This is a genomic window from Microcella sp., assembly GCF_046293215.1.
Taxonomy (GTDB): domain Bacteria; phylum Actinomycetota; class Actinomycetes; order Actinomycetales; family Microbacteriaceae; genus Microcella.
In genome coordinates this window covers 212,287-227,410 of record NZ_JBKBPI010000004.1, presented here as the reverse complement: position 1 = coordinate 227,410, position 15,124 = coordinate 212,287, and the positions used below count along the sequence as shown (strand labels likewise).

The window sequence follows — 15,124 nt, the reverse complement described above, 5'->3', positions numbered from 1 at the left end:
CGAGCACACACCGCTTGCGGAGGCCTGCCACCGATCAGCCGAGTGACACCAACGTCATGACCGGGTACACCTAGGCGGCCTCGACGCTGACGCCAGTGCTGGTGCCGAAAGCAGCACTCGCGTCGACATCAACGCCGCGTCGCTGCGTACCCGCGGGTCGGCGTGCGCGGGCCAGCGCGCGAGGCCCGCTCACGTCGCCGATCGCCCCAGCGGGATGAGAGCGCGACCACCGCGCCATTCGAAATCTTTCGAGAGCATTTCGGTAACAGATCGATAACGGTAAGTTGTTCAGCCCAACAAACCCGTTGTTCGTTTTTCGAACATCTGCCTATTCTCCGCGGGACATCTCCACCACTCGCGCAAAGGAGCGCCATGCCTCGGCATCGCACAACCGAAAATTTCGAGCGAACGTCCCACTCGCTTCCCCCACGCAGACGCCGTCGAGGGGTTGCGGTCATCGCTGCCCTCGCCCTCGTCGTCGGACCCGTGACAGCACTCGCTCCGGCCGTAGCGGCCGACACCGTCATTGCCTCCGACGACTTCTCGCAGCCCCTCAGCTCGAGTTGGCAGCAGAGCGGCAACCCCACGCTGTCGACCGTCGACGTCGGCGACGACCCGGCGCTACAGGTCGCGAACCGGGCCCAAGACTTTGATGGCATCGAGACGGCACCCGGCGTTCTTCAACCCGGCGCGACCTACACCGTGACGGCTCAGGTGCGCGTCGCTGACGGCACCGTGGGCACTCCCGACGTGCGCTGGGTGCAGAACTACTCGGTCGGCGGCAACGCGCAGTTCGTCTGGGTTCCCGACAGCAACCGGTCGGCCTCGGCAGACTCCTGGACGACCATCGATGGCACCTTCACCATCCCCGCGAACGCGACGGCTCCGAAGATCTACCTCGGGACCGCGAATCTCGCCGGCCCGTACACGTACCTCGTCGACGATCTCGTTCTGACCCGCGCACCCGAAGCGCCGGTCGTCACGCCGATCGCGAGCGATGACTTCAGTCAACCGCTCAGCGAGTCGTGGCAGCAGAGCGGCGACCCGACTCTGTCGATCGTTGACATCGATGGCGACCCCGCCCTGCGCGTCGGCGACCGCGATCAAGACTTCGACGGCATCGAGACGGCGCCCGGCGTACTGGTCGCCGGCAACACCTACGAGGTGGGGATGCGCGTGCGCCTGGAGGAGGGCACGACCGGTACCCGAGACGTGCGATTCGTCACCAAGCCGGGCTTCCAGTGGGTGCCGAACACGAACACGCCGGTGTCGGCCGATGGCTGGACCACGATCGAAGGCACGTTCACGGTGCCCGCGGATGCCGACCAGCCGAGCGTCTACATCGGTACCGCAGACAGCACCCCCGCTGCCGCGTACGCCTACCTGGTCGACGACCTGTTCCTGAACCAGATCGGCGGCGACGGCCCGACCGACCCCGGCCCGACCGACCCCGGTACCCCGGGCGAGCAGGTCGCCGCGATGACGACGAGTTTCGAGGACGGCCTCGACGGCTGGATCCTGCGCCGCTCGAGCAACCTCGACGTTGCTCCGACGGTCGATGTGACCACCGAATTCGCCCGCACGGGCGCGCAGTCGGCGGTCGTCGCAGACCGCGGCAACCAGGGCGACGGCATCGGCTTTAACGTGGTCGACGTCCTGCTGCCGGGCATCACGTACGAGATCGTGGCGTGGGTGCGCTTCGCCCCGAATCAGCCCGCGGGTGACATCTGGGTGACCTTGCAGGCCGACTCGGCGTTCCAGACGATCGCCCAGAACACGGGTCTGTCGAACGGCGAGTTCCGCCAGGTCACAGCCACGCTGACGATGCCGCCGAACGCGCTGTCAACGGGTCTGCTGTATTTCGAAACCGCGTACGTGGCTCCGCCGGCGACCGGCAACATCACGACGTTCTACATCGACGACATTACGGTGACCCAGGCCGAGGAGCTGACGGTCGCCGATGTGCTGCCGATCACGAACACGACCGACTTCCCCGTCGGCGTCGCGATCGACTCCCGCGAAACGGGCGGCGCGCAGGCGGGCACGGTCACGCGCCACTTCGACCAGGTGACGGCCGAGAACTCCATGAAGCCGGAGGCGTTCTACAACAACAACCGGCAGTTCGTGGCTCCGTCGGACGCCACGCAGGTGATGAACTTCGCCCGCGACAACGACCTGCGGGTCTGGGGACACACGCTGGTCTGGCACGCCCAGACGCCCGCGTGGTTCTTCCAGACCGCCGACGGTCAGCCGCTGTCGACGTCCGATGCCGACAAGCAGATCCTTCGTGACCGGATGCGCGATCACATCTTCCGCGTCGCCGAACTGTACGCGACGCAGTACGGTCCGTACGGCGGCGGCAACCCGATCGTGGCGTGGGATGTGGTCAACGAGGTCATCACCGACTCGAACACGACCGATGACGGCCTGCGCCGCAGCGAGTGGTACCGCATCCTCGGCGAAGAGTTCATCGACCTGGCGTTCCGGTACGCGGACGAGGCGTTCAACGACGTCTATGCCGCGGAGGGTGCCGACCGTCCGGTGACGCTGTTCATCAACGACTACAACACCGAGTTGCGGCCGAAGGGCACGCGCATGCTGGCGCTCCTGGAGCGCCTTATCGACCGCGGCGTTCCGGTTGACGGCGTTGGCCACCAGATGCACGTGAGCCTGTCGTTCCCCGTGCAGGATCTCGGCGCGACCCTCGAACGCTTCGAGCCGCTCGGCCTGCAGCAGGCCGTAACCGAGCTCGACGTGACGACGGGCACGCCCGAGTCGGAGGCCCTGTTCATCGACCAGGGGTTGTTCTACCAGGAGGCCTTCAACGACTTCCGCGCCTTCCACGACCGCACCGGCCAGCTGTACTCGGCCACGGTGTGGGGGCTGAGCGACAACCGCAGCTGGCGCTCCGACCGCGGTGGACCGCTGCTGTTCGACGCCCGCCTGCAGCCGAAGCCCGCCTACTTCGGCGTCGTCAACGGTGAGCTGCCCGCCCCGCTGCGCACGGCGAACGTGTTCGGTGCGACGGTCACCGAGGTCGACGACCGGCAGTGGCAGCGGATGCCCGACATCCGCATCGACAACACGGCCAGCTTCCAGGTGCGCTGGGCAAACGACCAGCTGTACGTCCTGGTGGAGGTCGAGGATGCCACGCCGAACGCCGGCGACGCCGTCGAGCTGCAGTTGGGCTCGCAGACGGTGACCGTCTCGCGCGCCGACGCGCAGCGCGATACGGCCGACGGCTGGGCGACGGTCGCGACCCTCCCACTCGGCGGCGCGGGTCTCGGCGACCTGGTCGACTTCGATGCGCGGGTGATCGACAACGGCTGGCTACGGTCCGGCTGGAACGCTGCCGGCGTGCTCGGCACGCTCACGCTGCTCGAGCCGCTCGGCTTCCTCGAGGTGGTCGAGGCGGAGGTCGCACCGACGATCGACGGCACGATCGACGAGGTCTGGGAGTCGGCGACAGTGGTCGAGACCGGCAAACAGGTCGAGGGCTCGAGCGGTGCATCCGCGACCGTGCGCACCCTGTGGCGCGGCGACGAGCTGTACGTGCTGATGGAGGTCGCCGACCCGGTGATCGACGTGTCCGGCTCCGACCCGTGGATCCAGGACTCGGTCGAGATCTACGTGGATGCGGGCAACTTCAAGAACGGCCCGTACCGCTTCGACGACACGCAGATCCGCATCAACGCGGAGAACGTCGTGAGCTTTGGCGCCGGCGGCGACGAGGGCTTCCAGGCCTCGCGTCTGCAGTCGGCGACGTCGATCGTCGACGGCGGCTACATCGTCGAGGCGTCGATCAACCTGCTGTCGTACTCGGGCCTCGGCACGGTGCACGGGCTCGACTTCCAGGTGAATGACGCGCAGAACGGCGCGCGCCAGTCGATCCGCAACTGGGCCGACCCCTCGGGCGCCGGCTTCCAGTCGACGGCTCGCTGGGGCGTCGGTCAGCTGGTCGCCGAGGCGGGCGTCGACCCGACCGATCCGACCGATCCGACCACTCCCCGCATCGAACTCGGCTCGCCCACGGTCGAGCAGGGCGGCACGATTCCGATCGAGTTGTCGGGGCTGACTCCCGGGGCCGAGGTCGACATCGTGCTGGTGCCGGCGGGCTTCACCTTCATCGGCCAGATGCTGGGTCAGCTCCAGGTGCCTGCTTTCGCCGCAGCAACGGCGTTCGTCGCCGCCGACGTCGAGTTCCCCCTCCTTCTTGGCAGCTTCATCGCTGATGAGAACGGGGAGGTCTCCGGGTCGGTGACGATCCCGGGTGAGGTGCCGCCGGGCGACTACCGACTGCTCGCTCTTATCGACGGTGTCGAAGTGGCGTCGGTTGACCTCACGGTCACCGCGGCCGACGCCGACGGCGGAGACGGAACGGGTGGCGGAGGAGGAACCGACGGTGCAGGCGGTTCCGACGATGACACCGCGGGCGGCGCCGGTTCGCTTCCCACGACGGGAGCAGTCGCACTCTCGTGGGTGCTCCTGCTGGCGCTCGTATTGATGGCGGTGGGTGCGTTCGTGCGTACCACGCTCATCCGCCGCGTCGCCTAGCGACGAGCGCACGATGAGGGGGTGTCGCCGCGCCAGGCGGCACCCCCTCTGCCGTGCCGTGCCGAGTCGCCGCGCTACTTCTTGCGCGGGGCCCGCACGATGAGTGACGCTGGCGCGACCTTGACGTCGACGCCGGTGACGAGGCCCATGCCCTCGCCGTCGATCTCGAGTTCTTCGGGCTTCTCGAAGCGCAGGCTCGCGCGACGGCCCTGGAAGTACCGCAATCCGCGCACCGGCTTGTTGCCGGCGAGCAATCGCCGCCCGGCTCGGGTCTTGCGCAACACCCCGTTCTCCCAGAACACCGCGGTCGAGACGCGAACCCAGCCGGCGAAGTTGCGCGGCCTCATGCCGACGATGTCGAGCAGCCCGTCATCGATCTCGGCGTCTGGCATGAGCAGCACGCCGCCGGGCAGCGCGCCGCAGTTGCCGACGAGCAGCGTGTGCACGCTGGTGGTTCGCGGCGCCGAACCGTCGAGCGCGTAGGTGAGTCGTACCGCGTCGACGTCGCGCACGATGCGGGCGATCGCTTCGACGTAGGCGAGCCAGCCGACCCGCTTCTTCAGCTCGGGGTTGGTGGCGGCGATCATTTTGGCGTCGATGCCAATGCCGATCATGACGATGAACGCGTGGGCTTCCTCGGCGCTATCTGGGCGGATGATCGTGGCGATTCCCGCATCGATCGCCCGGTCTTCGCCGTCAAAGACGGTGTCGACCGCTTCGTCCATGCGGTTCACCGAGATGCCGAGGTTGCGGGCGAGGAGGTTGCCCGTGCCGGCAGGCAGGAGCGTCATGGGTAGCCCTGAGTCGATGAGTCCTTCGCTGGCGGCGCGAACGGTGCCGTCGCCGCCGGCGATGAGCACAGCATCCACGTTTTCGGTGGCTGCCTTCCGGGCAAGGTTTTGCCCCGGCTCCTCCGGCGTCGTCTCGAGCCACAGCGTCGGCGCGTAACCGTGCTGTTCTTCACGCTCGTTCACCATGTCTCGCAGGCGCTCGGCGTCGACCTTGATCGGGTTATAGACGACGGCGATGCGGCGCTGGTCGGTGCGCGGGGCGGGCGGCATGGCGCTCAGCGTAGGGCAGATGACTATGCGAGTGCCGAGGGATTTTCGGCGAGCGGCGACGCGGGTGACCCCCAGCGCGGCACGGGCGCGCGTGCCAGACTAGGGGCCGTGATCGACCCCCACCTGCTGCGCGACAACCCCGACCTGATCCGCGATTCGCAGAGGGCCCGTGGCGCCTCGGTTGACGCGGTCGACGAGGCAATCGCGGCCGACCGCGTCCGCCGCGAGGCGATTAGCGCGTTCGAGACGCTGCGCGCCGAGCAGAAGGCGTTCGGCGCGACGGTCGCGAAGGCCCCGAAAGACGAGAAGGCGGCGCTCGTCGCCCAGGTGCAAGAGTTGGCCGCGCGGGTCAAGCAGGCGGAGGCCGAGGCGAAGGCGGCGGAGGCGGCGTTTGAGGCCGCGATCACGAGCATCCCGAACGTCATCATCGACGGCGTGCCCGCGGGCGGCGAAGACGACTTCGTGACCCTGCGGGAGGTCGGCGCGAAGCCGAACTTCGCGTTCGAACCGCGCGACCACCTCGCGCTCGGCGAGCTGCTCGGCGCGATCGATATGGCGCGCGGCGCGAAGGTGTCGGGTGCGCGCTTCTATTTTCTGACCGGCGTTGGTGCGCGCCTCGAGCTCGCGCTGATGAACTACGCGCTCGACACGGCCCTCGACGCCGGGTTCACTCCGCTCATCACGCCCACGCTCGTCAAGCCTGAGATTATGGCGGGCACCGGCTTCCTGGGCGCCCACGCCGACGAGGTGTACTTCCTCGACGCTGACGAGTTGTATTTGACCGGCACGAGCGAGGTGGCGCTCGCCGGATTCCACGCCGACGAGATCATCGACGTCTCGGCCGGGCCGGCGCGCTACGCCGGGTGGTCGACCTGCTACCGCCGCGAGGCGGGCAGCCACGGCAAAGACACCCGGGGCATCATCCGCGTGCACCAGTTCCAGAAGCTGGAGATGTTCAGCTACATCGACCCGGCACACGCGGAGGCCGAACACGAGGCGCTGCTGGCGCTGCAAGAGAGGATGCTCGCATCGCTCGGTCTCGCCTATCGCGTCATCGACACGGCCGCCGGCGATCTCGGTTCGAGCGCGGCCCGCAAGTTCGACGTCGAGGCGTGGGTTCCGACGCAGGGCGCCTATCGCGAGCTGACGAGCACGAGTAACTGCACGACGTTCCAGGCCCGGCGACTGAACACCCGCTTCCGTGCCGAAGACGGCGGTAAGACCGCTCCGGTTGCCACGCTCAACGGCACGCTGGCGACGACTCGCTGGCTGGTCGCGCTTCTCGAGACGCACCAGCAGGCCGACGGCTCAGTGGTGGTTCCCGAACCGCTGCGGCCGTACCTGCGCGGCCTCGAGATGCTGGAGCCGGTGCGATGACCCGCGAACTCGGCCCCAATGCGCACCTCGTCGCCCTCGACATCGACGGCACGATCCTGCACGAAGACGGCACGCTGTCGCCCGCGGTCGTCGCCGAGGTGCAGCGGCTACGCGACCTCGGCCACGAGGTGACGCTGGCGACCGGGCGCTCGGTCTCGATGACCCTGCCGGTGCTCGACCGGCTCGACATCTGCCCCGAGTACGTCGTGTGCTCGAACGGGGCGATCACGCTCAAGCGCGATGACCACGCACCCACCGGGTACCGGCGGCACCACGTGGAGACGTTCGATCCGTCGGCGGTGTTGACGAGCATCCGCCCGCACCTGACGCACGCGAACTACGCCGTCGAAGACGAGACGGGCATGTACCGGTATTCGGGGCGGTTCCCGGCTGGTGCTCTCGGGTCGAACACCGAAGAGGTGCCGTTCGAGCAGCTCATGCACGAGCCAGCGACGCGCGTCGTGGTGATCTCGCCCGGCCACGCCATGGACGAGTTTCTCGCCGCCGTCGAACTGATGGGTCTGCATCAGGTCAGCTACAACGTCGGCTGGACGGCGTGGCTCGACATCGCCCCTGACGGCGTCAACAAGTCGACGGCTCTGGCGCGGGTGGTCGACACCCTCGGCATTCCCACCGAACGTGTCGTCGTCGCGGGCGATGGGCGCAACGACATCGAGATGCTCAGCTGGGCGGCATCCGTCGGAGGGCGGGCCATCGCGATGGGACAGGCGCCCGACGAGGTTCGCGCGGTTGCCACCGAGGTCACCGGAACCGACCTTGACGACGGCCTCGCGACCGCACTCGCGACGCTCACAGAGTCTGCATAGCCGCCCGGAGCCGTCGTTTTTCGGGCGTGTCGGCTAGACTGGGCGGCTGATGTCCAAGGAGGGCTGTCCGAGCGGCCGATGGAGCTGGTCTTGAAAACCAGTGGGCAGAAATGTCTCGTGGGTTCGAATCCCACGCCCTCCGCCACCCGGCAGCCCGTCGAATCCCGGGGGAGGGGTTGATGACCGAGCTGATCCGTGACCGCGCGTTGCGCTCTTTGCCGACCGCGCAGGTCCGTCACGGCCGGTTGCCCCGGCCCCACTGGTGGAAGACCCTGCTGACCGCCGTCGGCGCGATCCTTTCGGTCGTGTTGGTCAGCGGCACGGCGCTCGCCGGCATCGTCGCATGGCGCTTCGCCGAGAACATCGACCAGCAGCAGCTGGTGGATGCTGACGGCAACGTTCGTCAGATTCCCACGGTCGGCGACTGGCCCGGCGGCTTCAACGTCTTGCTCGTCGGTGTCGACAATGCCGAGGGGCAGACGGTCGGGGGGGCGCGAGACGCGATTCTCAACGACGTCAATATCCTCGTGCACGTCGCCGAAGACCAGCAGTCGGCCGTCGCGATCAGCATCCCCCGCGACCTCATCGTGCCGATTCCGGCCTGCCCGCGCGAAGACGGCGAGGGCTTCTACTCGGCTATGTCGGCGCAACAGTTCAACAACGCCTACCAGTACGGCGGCATCAACTGCGTCGTGCTGACGGCCGAAGCGCTAACCGGACTCGACATCCCCTACGCCGGCACGATCACCTTCGACGGTGTCGCCCAGATGTCGACGGCCATCGGCGGTGTCGACGTCTGCATCACCGAGCCGATCATCGACCGTTTCAGCCAGCTGCGCCTTGAGACCGCAGGAACCCACACGATCGAGGGCTACGAGGCGCTCGCGTTCCTGCGCACCCGCTACGGCGTCGGCGACGGTAGCGACCTGAGCCGCATCAGTTCGCAGCAGGTCTACCTGTCGTCGATGATTCGCAAGGTGCAGACCGAGGGCGTCTTGACCGACCTGGGCGCTCTCTACGGGCTGGCCCAGGTGGCCACGCAGAGCATGTCGCTCTCATCCAGCCTCGTGAGTCTCGACACCATGGTCTCGATGGCACGGGTGCTCGCCGATATTCCGACCGAGAACATCATCTTCTTGCAGTACCCGGCCGCGACGGGAGGCACCGGCATCTACGCCAACCGTGCCCGACCGCTCGAGGCCGAAGCACAGATCTTGTTCGACAAGATTCGCAACGGCGAACGCTTTGCTCTTGCCGACGACGCGACCGGATCGGGCTCTGTGCTCGACCCCAACGCCCCCCAGCCGAGCCCCGAGCCGACCACGGAGCCCTCGCCGGAGCCCACCAGCGACGCGGGTGGCGAGAGTCCGTCGCCGGCCCCGTCCTCGACGGCGGCTCCGGGGTCACCGAGCGCATCACCGTCACCGTCCGCGCCCGAGGTGCTCGACTTCGCCCAGGGCCAGACCGCGGCCGACCGCACCTGTTCCGTCGCCAACCGGTAGGGCCGCGGGCCGCTGGCCGAGCGGGCGGCGTGCCCCGAGCATCCCGCGACGGGCTATAGTGGTGACGGCTTTCGCCAGGAGACGTCGCATAGTCCGGTCGAGTGCACCACCCTGCTAAGGTGGAGTCCCCGCAAGGGGACCGCGGGTTCAAATCCCGCCGTCTCCGCCACGAACAAGCCCCGCTTCGGCGGGGCTTTTCGTCTTTCTCGAACGCCAGAAGACGCGATCGGACGCCCGTGCTCAGTCGCGAGGCAGCCGCACGGTGACCGTCGTTCCCACCCCGAGCTCACTGTCGATCGCAATGCGTCCGCGGTGTGCGTCGACGATCGCCTTCACGATGGCTAACCCAAGGCCGATCCCACGAATCGCTGAGCTCCGTGCGCTGTCCGAGCGGAAGAACTGCTCGAACAGCCGTTCCTTGTCAGTGTCGGAGATGCCCACTCCCGTGTCTCGGACGCTCAGTTCGAGTTCGTCGTCGACCGTTCGGGTGCGCACCACCACCGTGCCACCCGGGCGGGTGTAGCGCACCGCGTTCGCAATGAGGTTTTCGGCGACCTGCGCCAGACGCGATGGGTCGAACGTGCCGAATGCCGCGTCACCGTCGAGCGTGAGCGTGATGGATTTCCTGTCGGCCTCCGCAGTGAGCGCCGAGACCGCTTCGGTCACCACCGCGAGCAGGTCGCCGGGGGTGCGTTCGAGCATGACCGTTCCCGCTTTCGAGCCCGCCGCGGTCAACAGGTCGCGGACGAGCACGTGCTGGCGTGCGACGTTGCGTTGCAGTACGGGGAGCCACTCGGCCACCTCGCCTGGCAGGTTGTCCGCGTACTCGTCGAAGAGTTCGAGCACACCGGTCACCGTCGTCAGGGGGGTGCGCAACTCGTGCGAGACCGTGCCGATGAAGGCGTCTTTTGCCCGCAGCGCCCGCAGGTATTCGGTGACCTCCGTGATGATGATCACGTTCGCGATGTGTTCGCCGGCGGCGGTGCGCACGGGACTGCCCGAGATGGACAGCGCGCGCTGCTCTCCGTCGGGAGGGCCCACCCAGATGAGGCGCTCCGACACCGTCTCGCCCCGCACGACGCGGGCGTAGGTGGACTGCTCCTGCGGTACAGGGGTCGATCCGTCCGCCTCGAAGGCGGGGGAGTTCTTGTATCTTTCCCACGGATCGGCACCGTTCGCGCTCAGCTCTGGACTCTCGCGCAGAATCCGATTCATGAGCACGAGCTCGCCCTCACGGTCGGTCACGATGACGCCGACGGCGAGGGAGTCCACGACCGTGTCGAGCAGAAACCGGATGCGCTCGCTCTCGGCTGCCGCGGCCGTGCGGCGCTCTCTCTCGCGCTGCAACGCGGTCTGACGGCCGACGAGGATGTTCGCCATTGTGTACGCGGCAATCGCGCCGAGAACCATCACGAGCGGCAGCATGGCGATCAGCATGATCGCGCGGTCCGCGTCGCGTCCGCTCAGCGTTCCCAGCGACAAGACGTAGAGGTCGGGAACGATCACCGCGACCGAGAGCGCGGCGATCGTGGCGAGAGCCCACCGCGACCGCATCAGGCCCGCCCAAATGGCGGGGAGCGTGAGCATCATGACCATCGGATTCGTGCCAGCCCCGGTGGATTCGGTGCGGATGATCGCGAAGGCGACGTAATCCAGCACGGGAAGGGCGAGCATCCATGGCTGGTAGTTCGGCACGTTCATTGCGGGGATCAGAACGAGCGCGGTGGCCGTGCCGATCAGCGCGCCGCCGATCAGATAGGCCGGCGTGGCCACGATGGCGGGCTCGATCACGAGGAGGAGCAGGGTGGCCGCCAGGAAGATGACCGCAAAGACGCCCTGCAAGAGCCGCGCAGTCAGACGCGGCGACAGGAGAGATACGCGCGGATCGACCGGGACATCAGCGTCGCGGTCCGGCCGTGGAGCGTGTGTCATGACGCGGCCTCGTAGTGAGGCTCGCGCGGGATGGTGACGGTCGCGACGAGACCGCCCTCCGGCTTGCAGTGCAGGTCTGCGTGTCCGCCGTGGGCCCGGGCGACGAGTTGCACGATGGGGAGCCCGAGGCCCGTACCCGGGATGGCGGCCTCCGCACTCGCGACAGAGCGGAAGAAGGGGTCAAATGCGTGGGCGAGCTCCTCGTCGGTCATGCCCGGCCCGGTGTCGTCGACGCTCACGGCGAGCGTGGTGCCCGTCGTCACCGTTGACACGAGGACGGCGCCGCCGGCGGGGCTGTGCCGCACCGCGTTGGTCACGAGGTTGTCGCATACCTGCGCCATGCGGTCCGGATCGAAGATGCCCGAGGCGTCGTCTCCCCGCACAGTGACCGTGATGTTCTTGCGCTCAGCCTCGGCCGCGATCGCGCGGCAGGCGTCGTGGGCGATTGTCGCCAGAGATGCCGGCCGTACCCGGATGCTCAGATCGTGTTGGCCGGCGCTCGCTACGAGGAGGAGGTCATCAACGAGCCGACGTTGACGCTGAATGTTCCGCTCGAAGACGGCGATCCAGCCTCGTGATTGCTCGTCGGGGAAGAGCCCGTCGTCGCGCATGATGTCAATGACGCCGGAGAGCATGGTTAACGGCGTGCGCAGCTCGTGCGACACGGCCGCCAGGAACTCCTTCTTGATCTCGAGCGTGTCGATGAGCGGGGTGATGTCCGCCAGCGCAACGACGTTGGCCAGGTGTTCGTTTTCATCGCAGTACACCTGATTCGCCGACACAGCCCACGAGCGCTGCGGGTGATCGGGGTCGCCAGCCGTCACCAGTCGAGCGTGCACGCGCTCGCCCCGAGCGACGCGCGCGAGCGCGGTGTCATCGTCGGGTATGCGGTCGCCGGTGTCGGGGTCGTAAACGGGCACCGACAAGAAGCCCTGCCATGCGTCGCCTTTGCCAACGCGCAAGATCAGGGGGTCTTCCCGAAGCGCGCGGTTCACGAACACCGGTTCGCCGGTGGGGCTCATAATCACGACAGCGACATCGAGGGTGTCCAACGTCTCGCGCAGCACGCGCCGGCCGCGTTCGATGTCTCGTGCCGCCGCCGTGCGCCGCTCTTGTTCGGCAACCAGTAGCGCCTGGCGTTCGCGCAGGCTGCGCGCGAGCGCGTTCGCGACGGTCGCGGCGAACGCCATCGCGACGGGGAAGATGATGACGACCATGAGCGTGCGTTGAGCTGTTCCGTCGAGCCCGGAGGTCGTGAGCAGCAGAGCGATATCGGGGCTGACGACGAGCGTCGCGCCGACCGCGAGCGCGAGGGCCGGGGGGAACCCCCCGATGACGCCCAGCCAGAGAGCGGGCAAGGTCAACAGCATGACCATCGGGTTCGTCGGGCCGCCCGCCTGGTCGAGGCGGATCAGGGCGATGGCGGCAAAATCGACGAAGGGCACAACGGTCATCCACGGCTGGAAGTCCGCGCGGCGCATGGCGGGAGAAAAGGCGGTGGCCGTCGCGCCGCCCACGAGAATCACGGCGATGACGAGGGTGAGGGGCACGACCCCCTGCGGCGCGATCAGGAGAAGCACCGCGTTAGCAACGACGAACAAGGCGGCGAACGATCCCTGGAGCAGCCGCGCCGTGGGCGCGGGACTCAGCAAGGGGTGGTCGATCAGCGCACGATCGTCGGTCGTCGGCATCGGCACCTCCCCGGCCCTGAAGACTTACGCTAGCCCCCTTGCCGGTGTCGCGGTAGGTGATTTCTGCCCGATTCGACCCACCCTCGCGACGCTGGTATGCTCGCTGGGTCGCAGTGCGATGTGCGCCCCTAGCTCAATGGATAGAGCATCTGACTACGGATCAGAAGGTTGGGGGTTCGAGTCCCTCGGGGCGCGCTAGTAACACTCCGCGAAGTATCGCGGGTTCGAATGGCCCGGCCGTTGGCTTCCCTCCCGGAAGCCACGCCGGGTCTTCCCCGTTCAGCCCGCCGTCAGGAAGTCGGTCACGATGACGATCGCTGCCAGCCGCGAGGGCGCCCGTGCTCTCGTTGCCGGCCACCTCGTCGCGTTCCCCACCGAAACCGTTTTTGGGCTCGGCGCCGATGCGGGCAACCCCGCCGCGGTTGAGCGCATCTTCTCGGCCAAGGGTCGGCCCAGCAACCACCCGCTGATCGTGCACGTCAGCACCGCCGACCGCCTCGACGCGCTGACCCGCGACCTTCCGCCGTTTGCGCTGACCCTGGCGCGTGCCTTCTGGCCCGGGCCGATGACGCTCATCGCTCATCGCTCGGCTGCTGTGCCCGACCAGGTGACCGGCGGGCAAGACACGGTCGGTGTCCGGGTGCCCAACCACCCGGTGGCGCTCGAGCTGCTGGCGGCCGCAGAGCGGTTGGGTGTACTCGGGGTGGCGGCGCCGAGCGCGAACAGATTCGGGCGGGTCTCGCCGACGACCGCGGCGGCCGTTCGCGCCGAGCTCGGTGACGTGCTCGCTGCGTCCGATGTGATCCTCGACGGGGAGCCGTCTGCCGTCGGAATCGAGTCGACGATCATCGACTGCACAGGCTCCGCGCCGGCCATCCTGCGCCCGGGCGCGGTCACCGCCGCGATGATCGAACAGGTCACGGGGATGCCCGTCACGGCTCCTCAGACCGCCATCCGGGTGAGCGGCTCGCTTGCCTCGCACTATGCCCCCCGGGCCGCCGTGGTACTCGACGTCGATGCGCAGCCCGGCGATGGTCTGATCGCGCTCGCCGATCGGCCGACGCCTCCTGGCGTCGTGCGGCTCGCGGCGCCCACGACCGACGAGCAGTACGCGCACGAGTTGTACGGCGCTCTGCGGGCGGCCGACGAGAGGGGCCTCACGCGCGTCGTGGCGCTGCTGCCGCAGGGTCAGGGCATTGCCGAGGCGATTCGCGATCGCCTGCAGCGATCCGCGCACCCCGACCGCGCGCATCCCTGACGGGCCTACCCTCGAGGCATGGACTGGTTCCTCACCGTGCTCGGCATCGTCATGGTCGCCGTGGGCGTGTAAGACGTTTTCCGCACCTTTGTGCACCCGAGCGCACGCGGGCGCTTGAGCTCGGCGCTCGTGCGCGTGCCGTGGATCATCTCGCGCCGCATCTGTGGCGCCCCATCGCGGGGCGCCGGCGCGGCGGGAGTGTTGCTCGTCATGGTCACGTGGGTGGTGCTGCAGGTCGTCGGCTGGGCTCTCATCTATGTGCCGCACGTCGAGGAGCACTTCTCGTACTCCGAGCAGGTGGGTGCGGGTTAAGTGGGTGACGTGGCCGAAGCGGTGTACATGTCGATCGTCGTGCTGGGCACCCTCGGCCTCGGCGACGTGGTGATCACTCAGCCGGTGCTGCGGCTGGTCTCACCGGTGCAGGCGCTGATCGGCTTCGTGCTGTTGACCGCCTCCATCTCGTGGATCATGCAGCTCTACCCCGCGCTCGCGCGGCGGAGGGCGTGGGCGCTGCACGTGTCGCACATCAGTAGTGCGCGCATGCACGAGGGTCTCGTCGACGAGGGAGCGGCGCCCGGAGCAACCGGGGTGGTGCACGCGCTTGCCTCGGGCGCCGCGCAGGTGCGCATCGATCTCGGGCAGCACGCCGAGACGTACTACTTCACCGAACGCGACCCTGCGACGTGTCTGCCGTCGGCGATGCGGTACTGCGCACAGCTGGCCGAGGCGGCCGAACGGTCACCCGACGCGTCGCTGCGCGCCGCCGGAGCGACGCTGGGTACCGCCATCCACGACCTGGCCGGCTTCCTGCAAGAGCGGTATCTGCCCCGCGCCGACGGGGGAACCTCGGGCTTCATCCGCGCGGCCCACCACGACCATGGGTGTGACGGCCCGTCCTAGTTTCGCGAACCCCGCTAGCGTG

General features: G+C 68.1%; 10 protein-coding genes and 3 tRNA genes. 10 read left to right on the top strand and 3 right to left on the bottom strand.

The genetic code is table 11. From position 1 onward, the window contains the following. Positions 1-486: 486 nt before the first annotated feature. Entirely contained in the window at positions 487-4,554 is a 4,068-nt protein-coding gene (locus ACK4SC_RS05910; RefSeq protein WP_409615895.1) for an endo-1,4-beta-xylanase, read from the top strand. A gap of 74 nt (positions 4,555-4,628) precedes the next feature. On the opposite strand, the gene ACK4SC_RS05905 is transcribed toward ACK4SC_RS05910, so the two are convergent. Beyond that, positions 4,629-5,615: a diacylglycerol/lipid kinase family protein gene (locus ACK4SC_RS05905; RefSeq protein WP_409615893.1), complete on the bottom strand. Its 987-nt coding sequence runs from the start codon at positions 5,613-5,615 to the stop codon at positions 4,629-4,631. A gap of 108 nt (positions 5,616-5,723) precedes the next feature. Between ACK4SC_RS05905 and serS the strand changes: the two genes are divergently transcribed. The 5 genes from serS to ACK4SC_RS05880 all read left to right on the top strand — a co-directional run bounded on the left by serS (position 5,724) and on the right by ACK4SC_RS05880 (position 9,490). Next, positions 5,724-6,992: a serine--tRNA ligase gene (gene serS, locus ACK4SC_RS05900; RefSeq protein WP_409615890.1), complete on the top strand. Its 1,269-nt coding sequence runs from the start codon at positions 5,724-5,726 to the stop codon at positions 6,990-6,992. Beyond that, the gene (locus ACK4SC_RS05895; RefSeq protein WP_409615888.1) at positions 6,989-7,819 is read left to right on the top strand and encodes an HAD family hydrolase; all 831 of its coding nucleotides are present in this window, start codon (positions 6,989-6,991) and stop codon (positions 7,817-7,819) included. Before serS ends, ACK4SC_RS05895 begins: the two co-directional genes overlap by 4 nt. A 57-nt stretch (positions 7,820-7,876) precedes the next feature. Next, positions 7,877-7,964: transfer RNA gene (locus ACK4SC_RS05890), tRNA-Ser, on the top strand. Between the two features lie 34 nt (positions 7,965-7,998). Beyond that, complete coding sequence (locus tag ACK4SC_RS05885; protein ID WP_409615886.1) at positions 7,999-9,321, top strand: LCP family protein; 1,323 nt, start codon at positions 7,999-8,001, stop codon at positions 9,319-9,321. Positions 9,322-9,398: 77 nt separating this feature from the next. Beyond that, positions 9,399-9,490: transfer RNA gene (locus ACK4SC_RS05880), tRNA-Ser, on the top strand. Between the two features lie 71 nt (positions 9,491-9,561). Here the strand turns inward: ACK4SC_RS05880 and ACK4SC_RS05875 are convergent. After that, positions 9,562-11,253, bottom strand: coding sequence for a sensor histidine kinase (locus tag ACK4SC_RS05875; RefSeq protein ID WP_409615883.1), 1,692 nt, complete (start codon positions 11,251-11,253; stop codon positions 9,562-9,564). Further along, a complete protein-coding gene (locus tag ACK4SC_RS05870; RefSeq protein WP_409615880.1) occupies positions 11,250-12,944 on the bottom strand; it encodes a sensor histidine kinase in 1,695 nt (564 codons plus the stop codon). Before ACK4SC_RS05870 ends, ACK4SC_RS05875 begins: the two co-directional genes overlap by 4 nt. A gap of 122 nt (positions 12,945-13,066) precedes the next feature. Between ACK4SC_RS05870 and ACK4SC_RS05865 the strand changes: the two genes are divergently transcribed. The 4 genes from ACK4SC_RS05865 (at position 13,067) to ACK4SC_RS05850 (ending at position 15,102) form a co-directional block, all read left to right on the top strand. Next, positions 13,067-13,139: transfer RNA gene (locus tag ACK4SC_RS05865), tRNA-Arg, on the top strand. Positions 13,140-13,251: 112 nt separating this feature from the next. Further along, positions 13,252-14,202, top strand: a complete 951-nt coding sequence (locus tag ACK4SC_RS05860) for an L-threonylcarbamoyladenylate synthase (RefSeq protein ID WP_409615877.1) — start codon at positions 13,252-13,254, stop codon at positions 14,200-14,202. A gap of 114 nt (positions 14,203-14,316) precedes the next feature. Beyond that, positions 14,317-14,514 carry a hypothetical protein gene (locus tag ACK4SC_RS05855; protein WP_409615875.1) on the top strand — a complete coding sequence of 66 codons (198 nt, stop codon included), beginning with the start codon at positions 14,317-14,319 and terminating at the stop codon, positions 14,512-14,514. A gap of 9 nt (positions 14,515-14,523) precedes the next feature. Beyond that, positions 14,524-15,102 (top strand): potassium channel family protein, encoded by a 579-nt coding sequence (locus tag ACK4SC_RS05850; protein ID WP_409615872.1) that lies wholly within the window; start codon positions 14,524-14,526, stop codon positions 15,100-15,102. Positions 15,103-15,124: the final 22 nt, after the last annotated feature.

Bases quoted from the DNA above. Each gene is read 5' to 3' on its own strand.
- ACK4SC_RS05905 (WP_409615893.1), bottom strand. From the start codon at position 5,615: ATGCCGCCCGCCCCGCGCACCGACCAGCGCCGCATCGCCGTCGTCTAT.
- ACK4SC_RS05895 (WP_409615888.1), top strand. From the start codon at position 6,989: ATGACCCGCGAACTCGGCCCCAATGCGCACCTCGTCGCCCTCGACATC.
- ACK4SC_RS05885 (WP_409615886.1), top strand. From the start codon at position 7,999: ATGACCGAGCTGATCCGTGACCGCGCGTTGCGCTCTTTGCCGACCGCG.
- ACK4SC_RS05875 (WP_409615883.1), bottom strand. From the start codon at position 11,253: ATGACACACGCTCCACGGCCGGACCGCGACGCTGATGTCCCGGTCGAT.
- ACK4SC_RS05870 (WP_409615880.1), bottom strand. From the start codon at position 12,944: ATGCCGACGACCGACGATCGTGCGCTGATCGACCACCCCTTGCTGAGT.
- ACK4SC_RS05860 (WP_409615877.1), top strand. From the start codon at position 13,252: ATGACGATCGCTGCCAGCCGCGAGGGCGCCCGTGCTCTCGTTGCCGGC.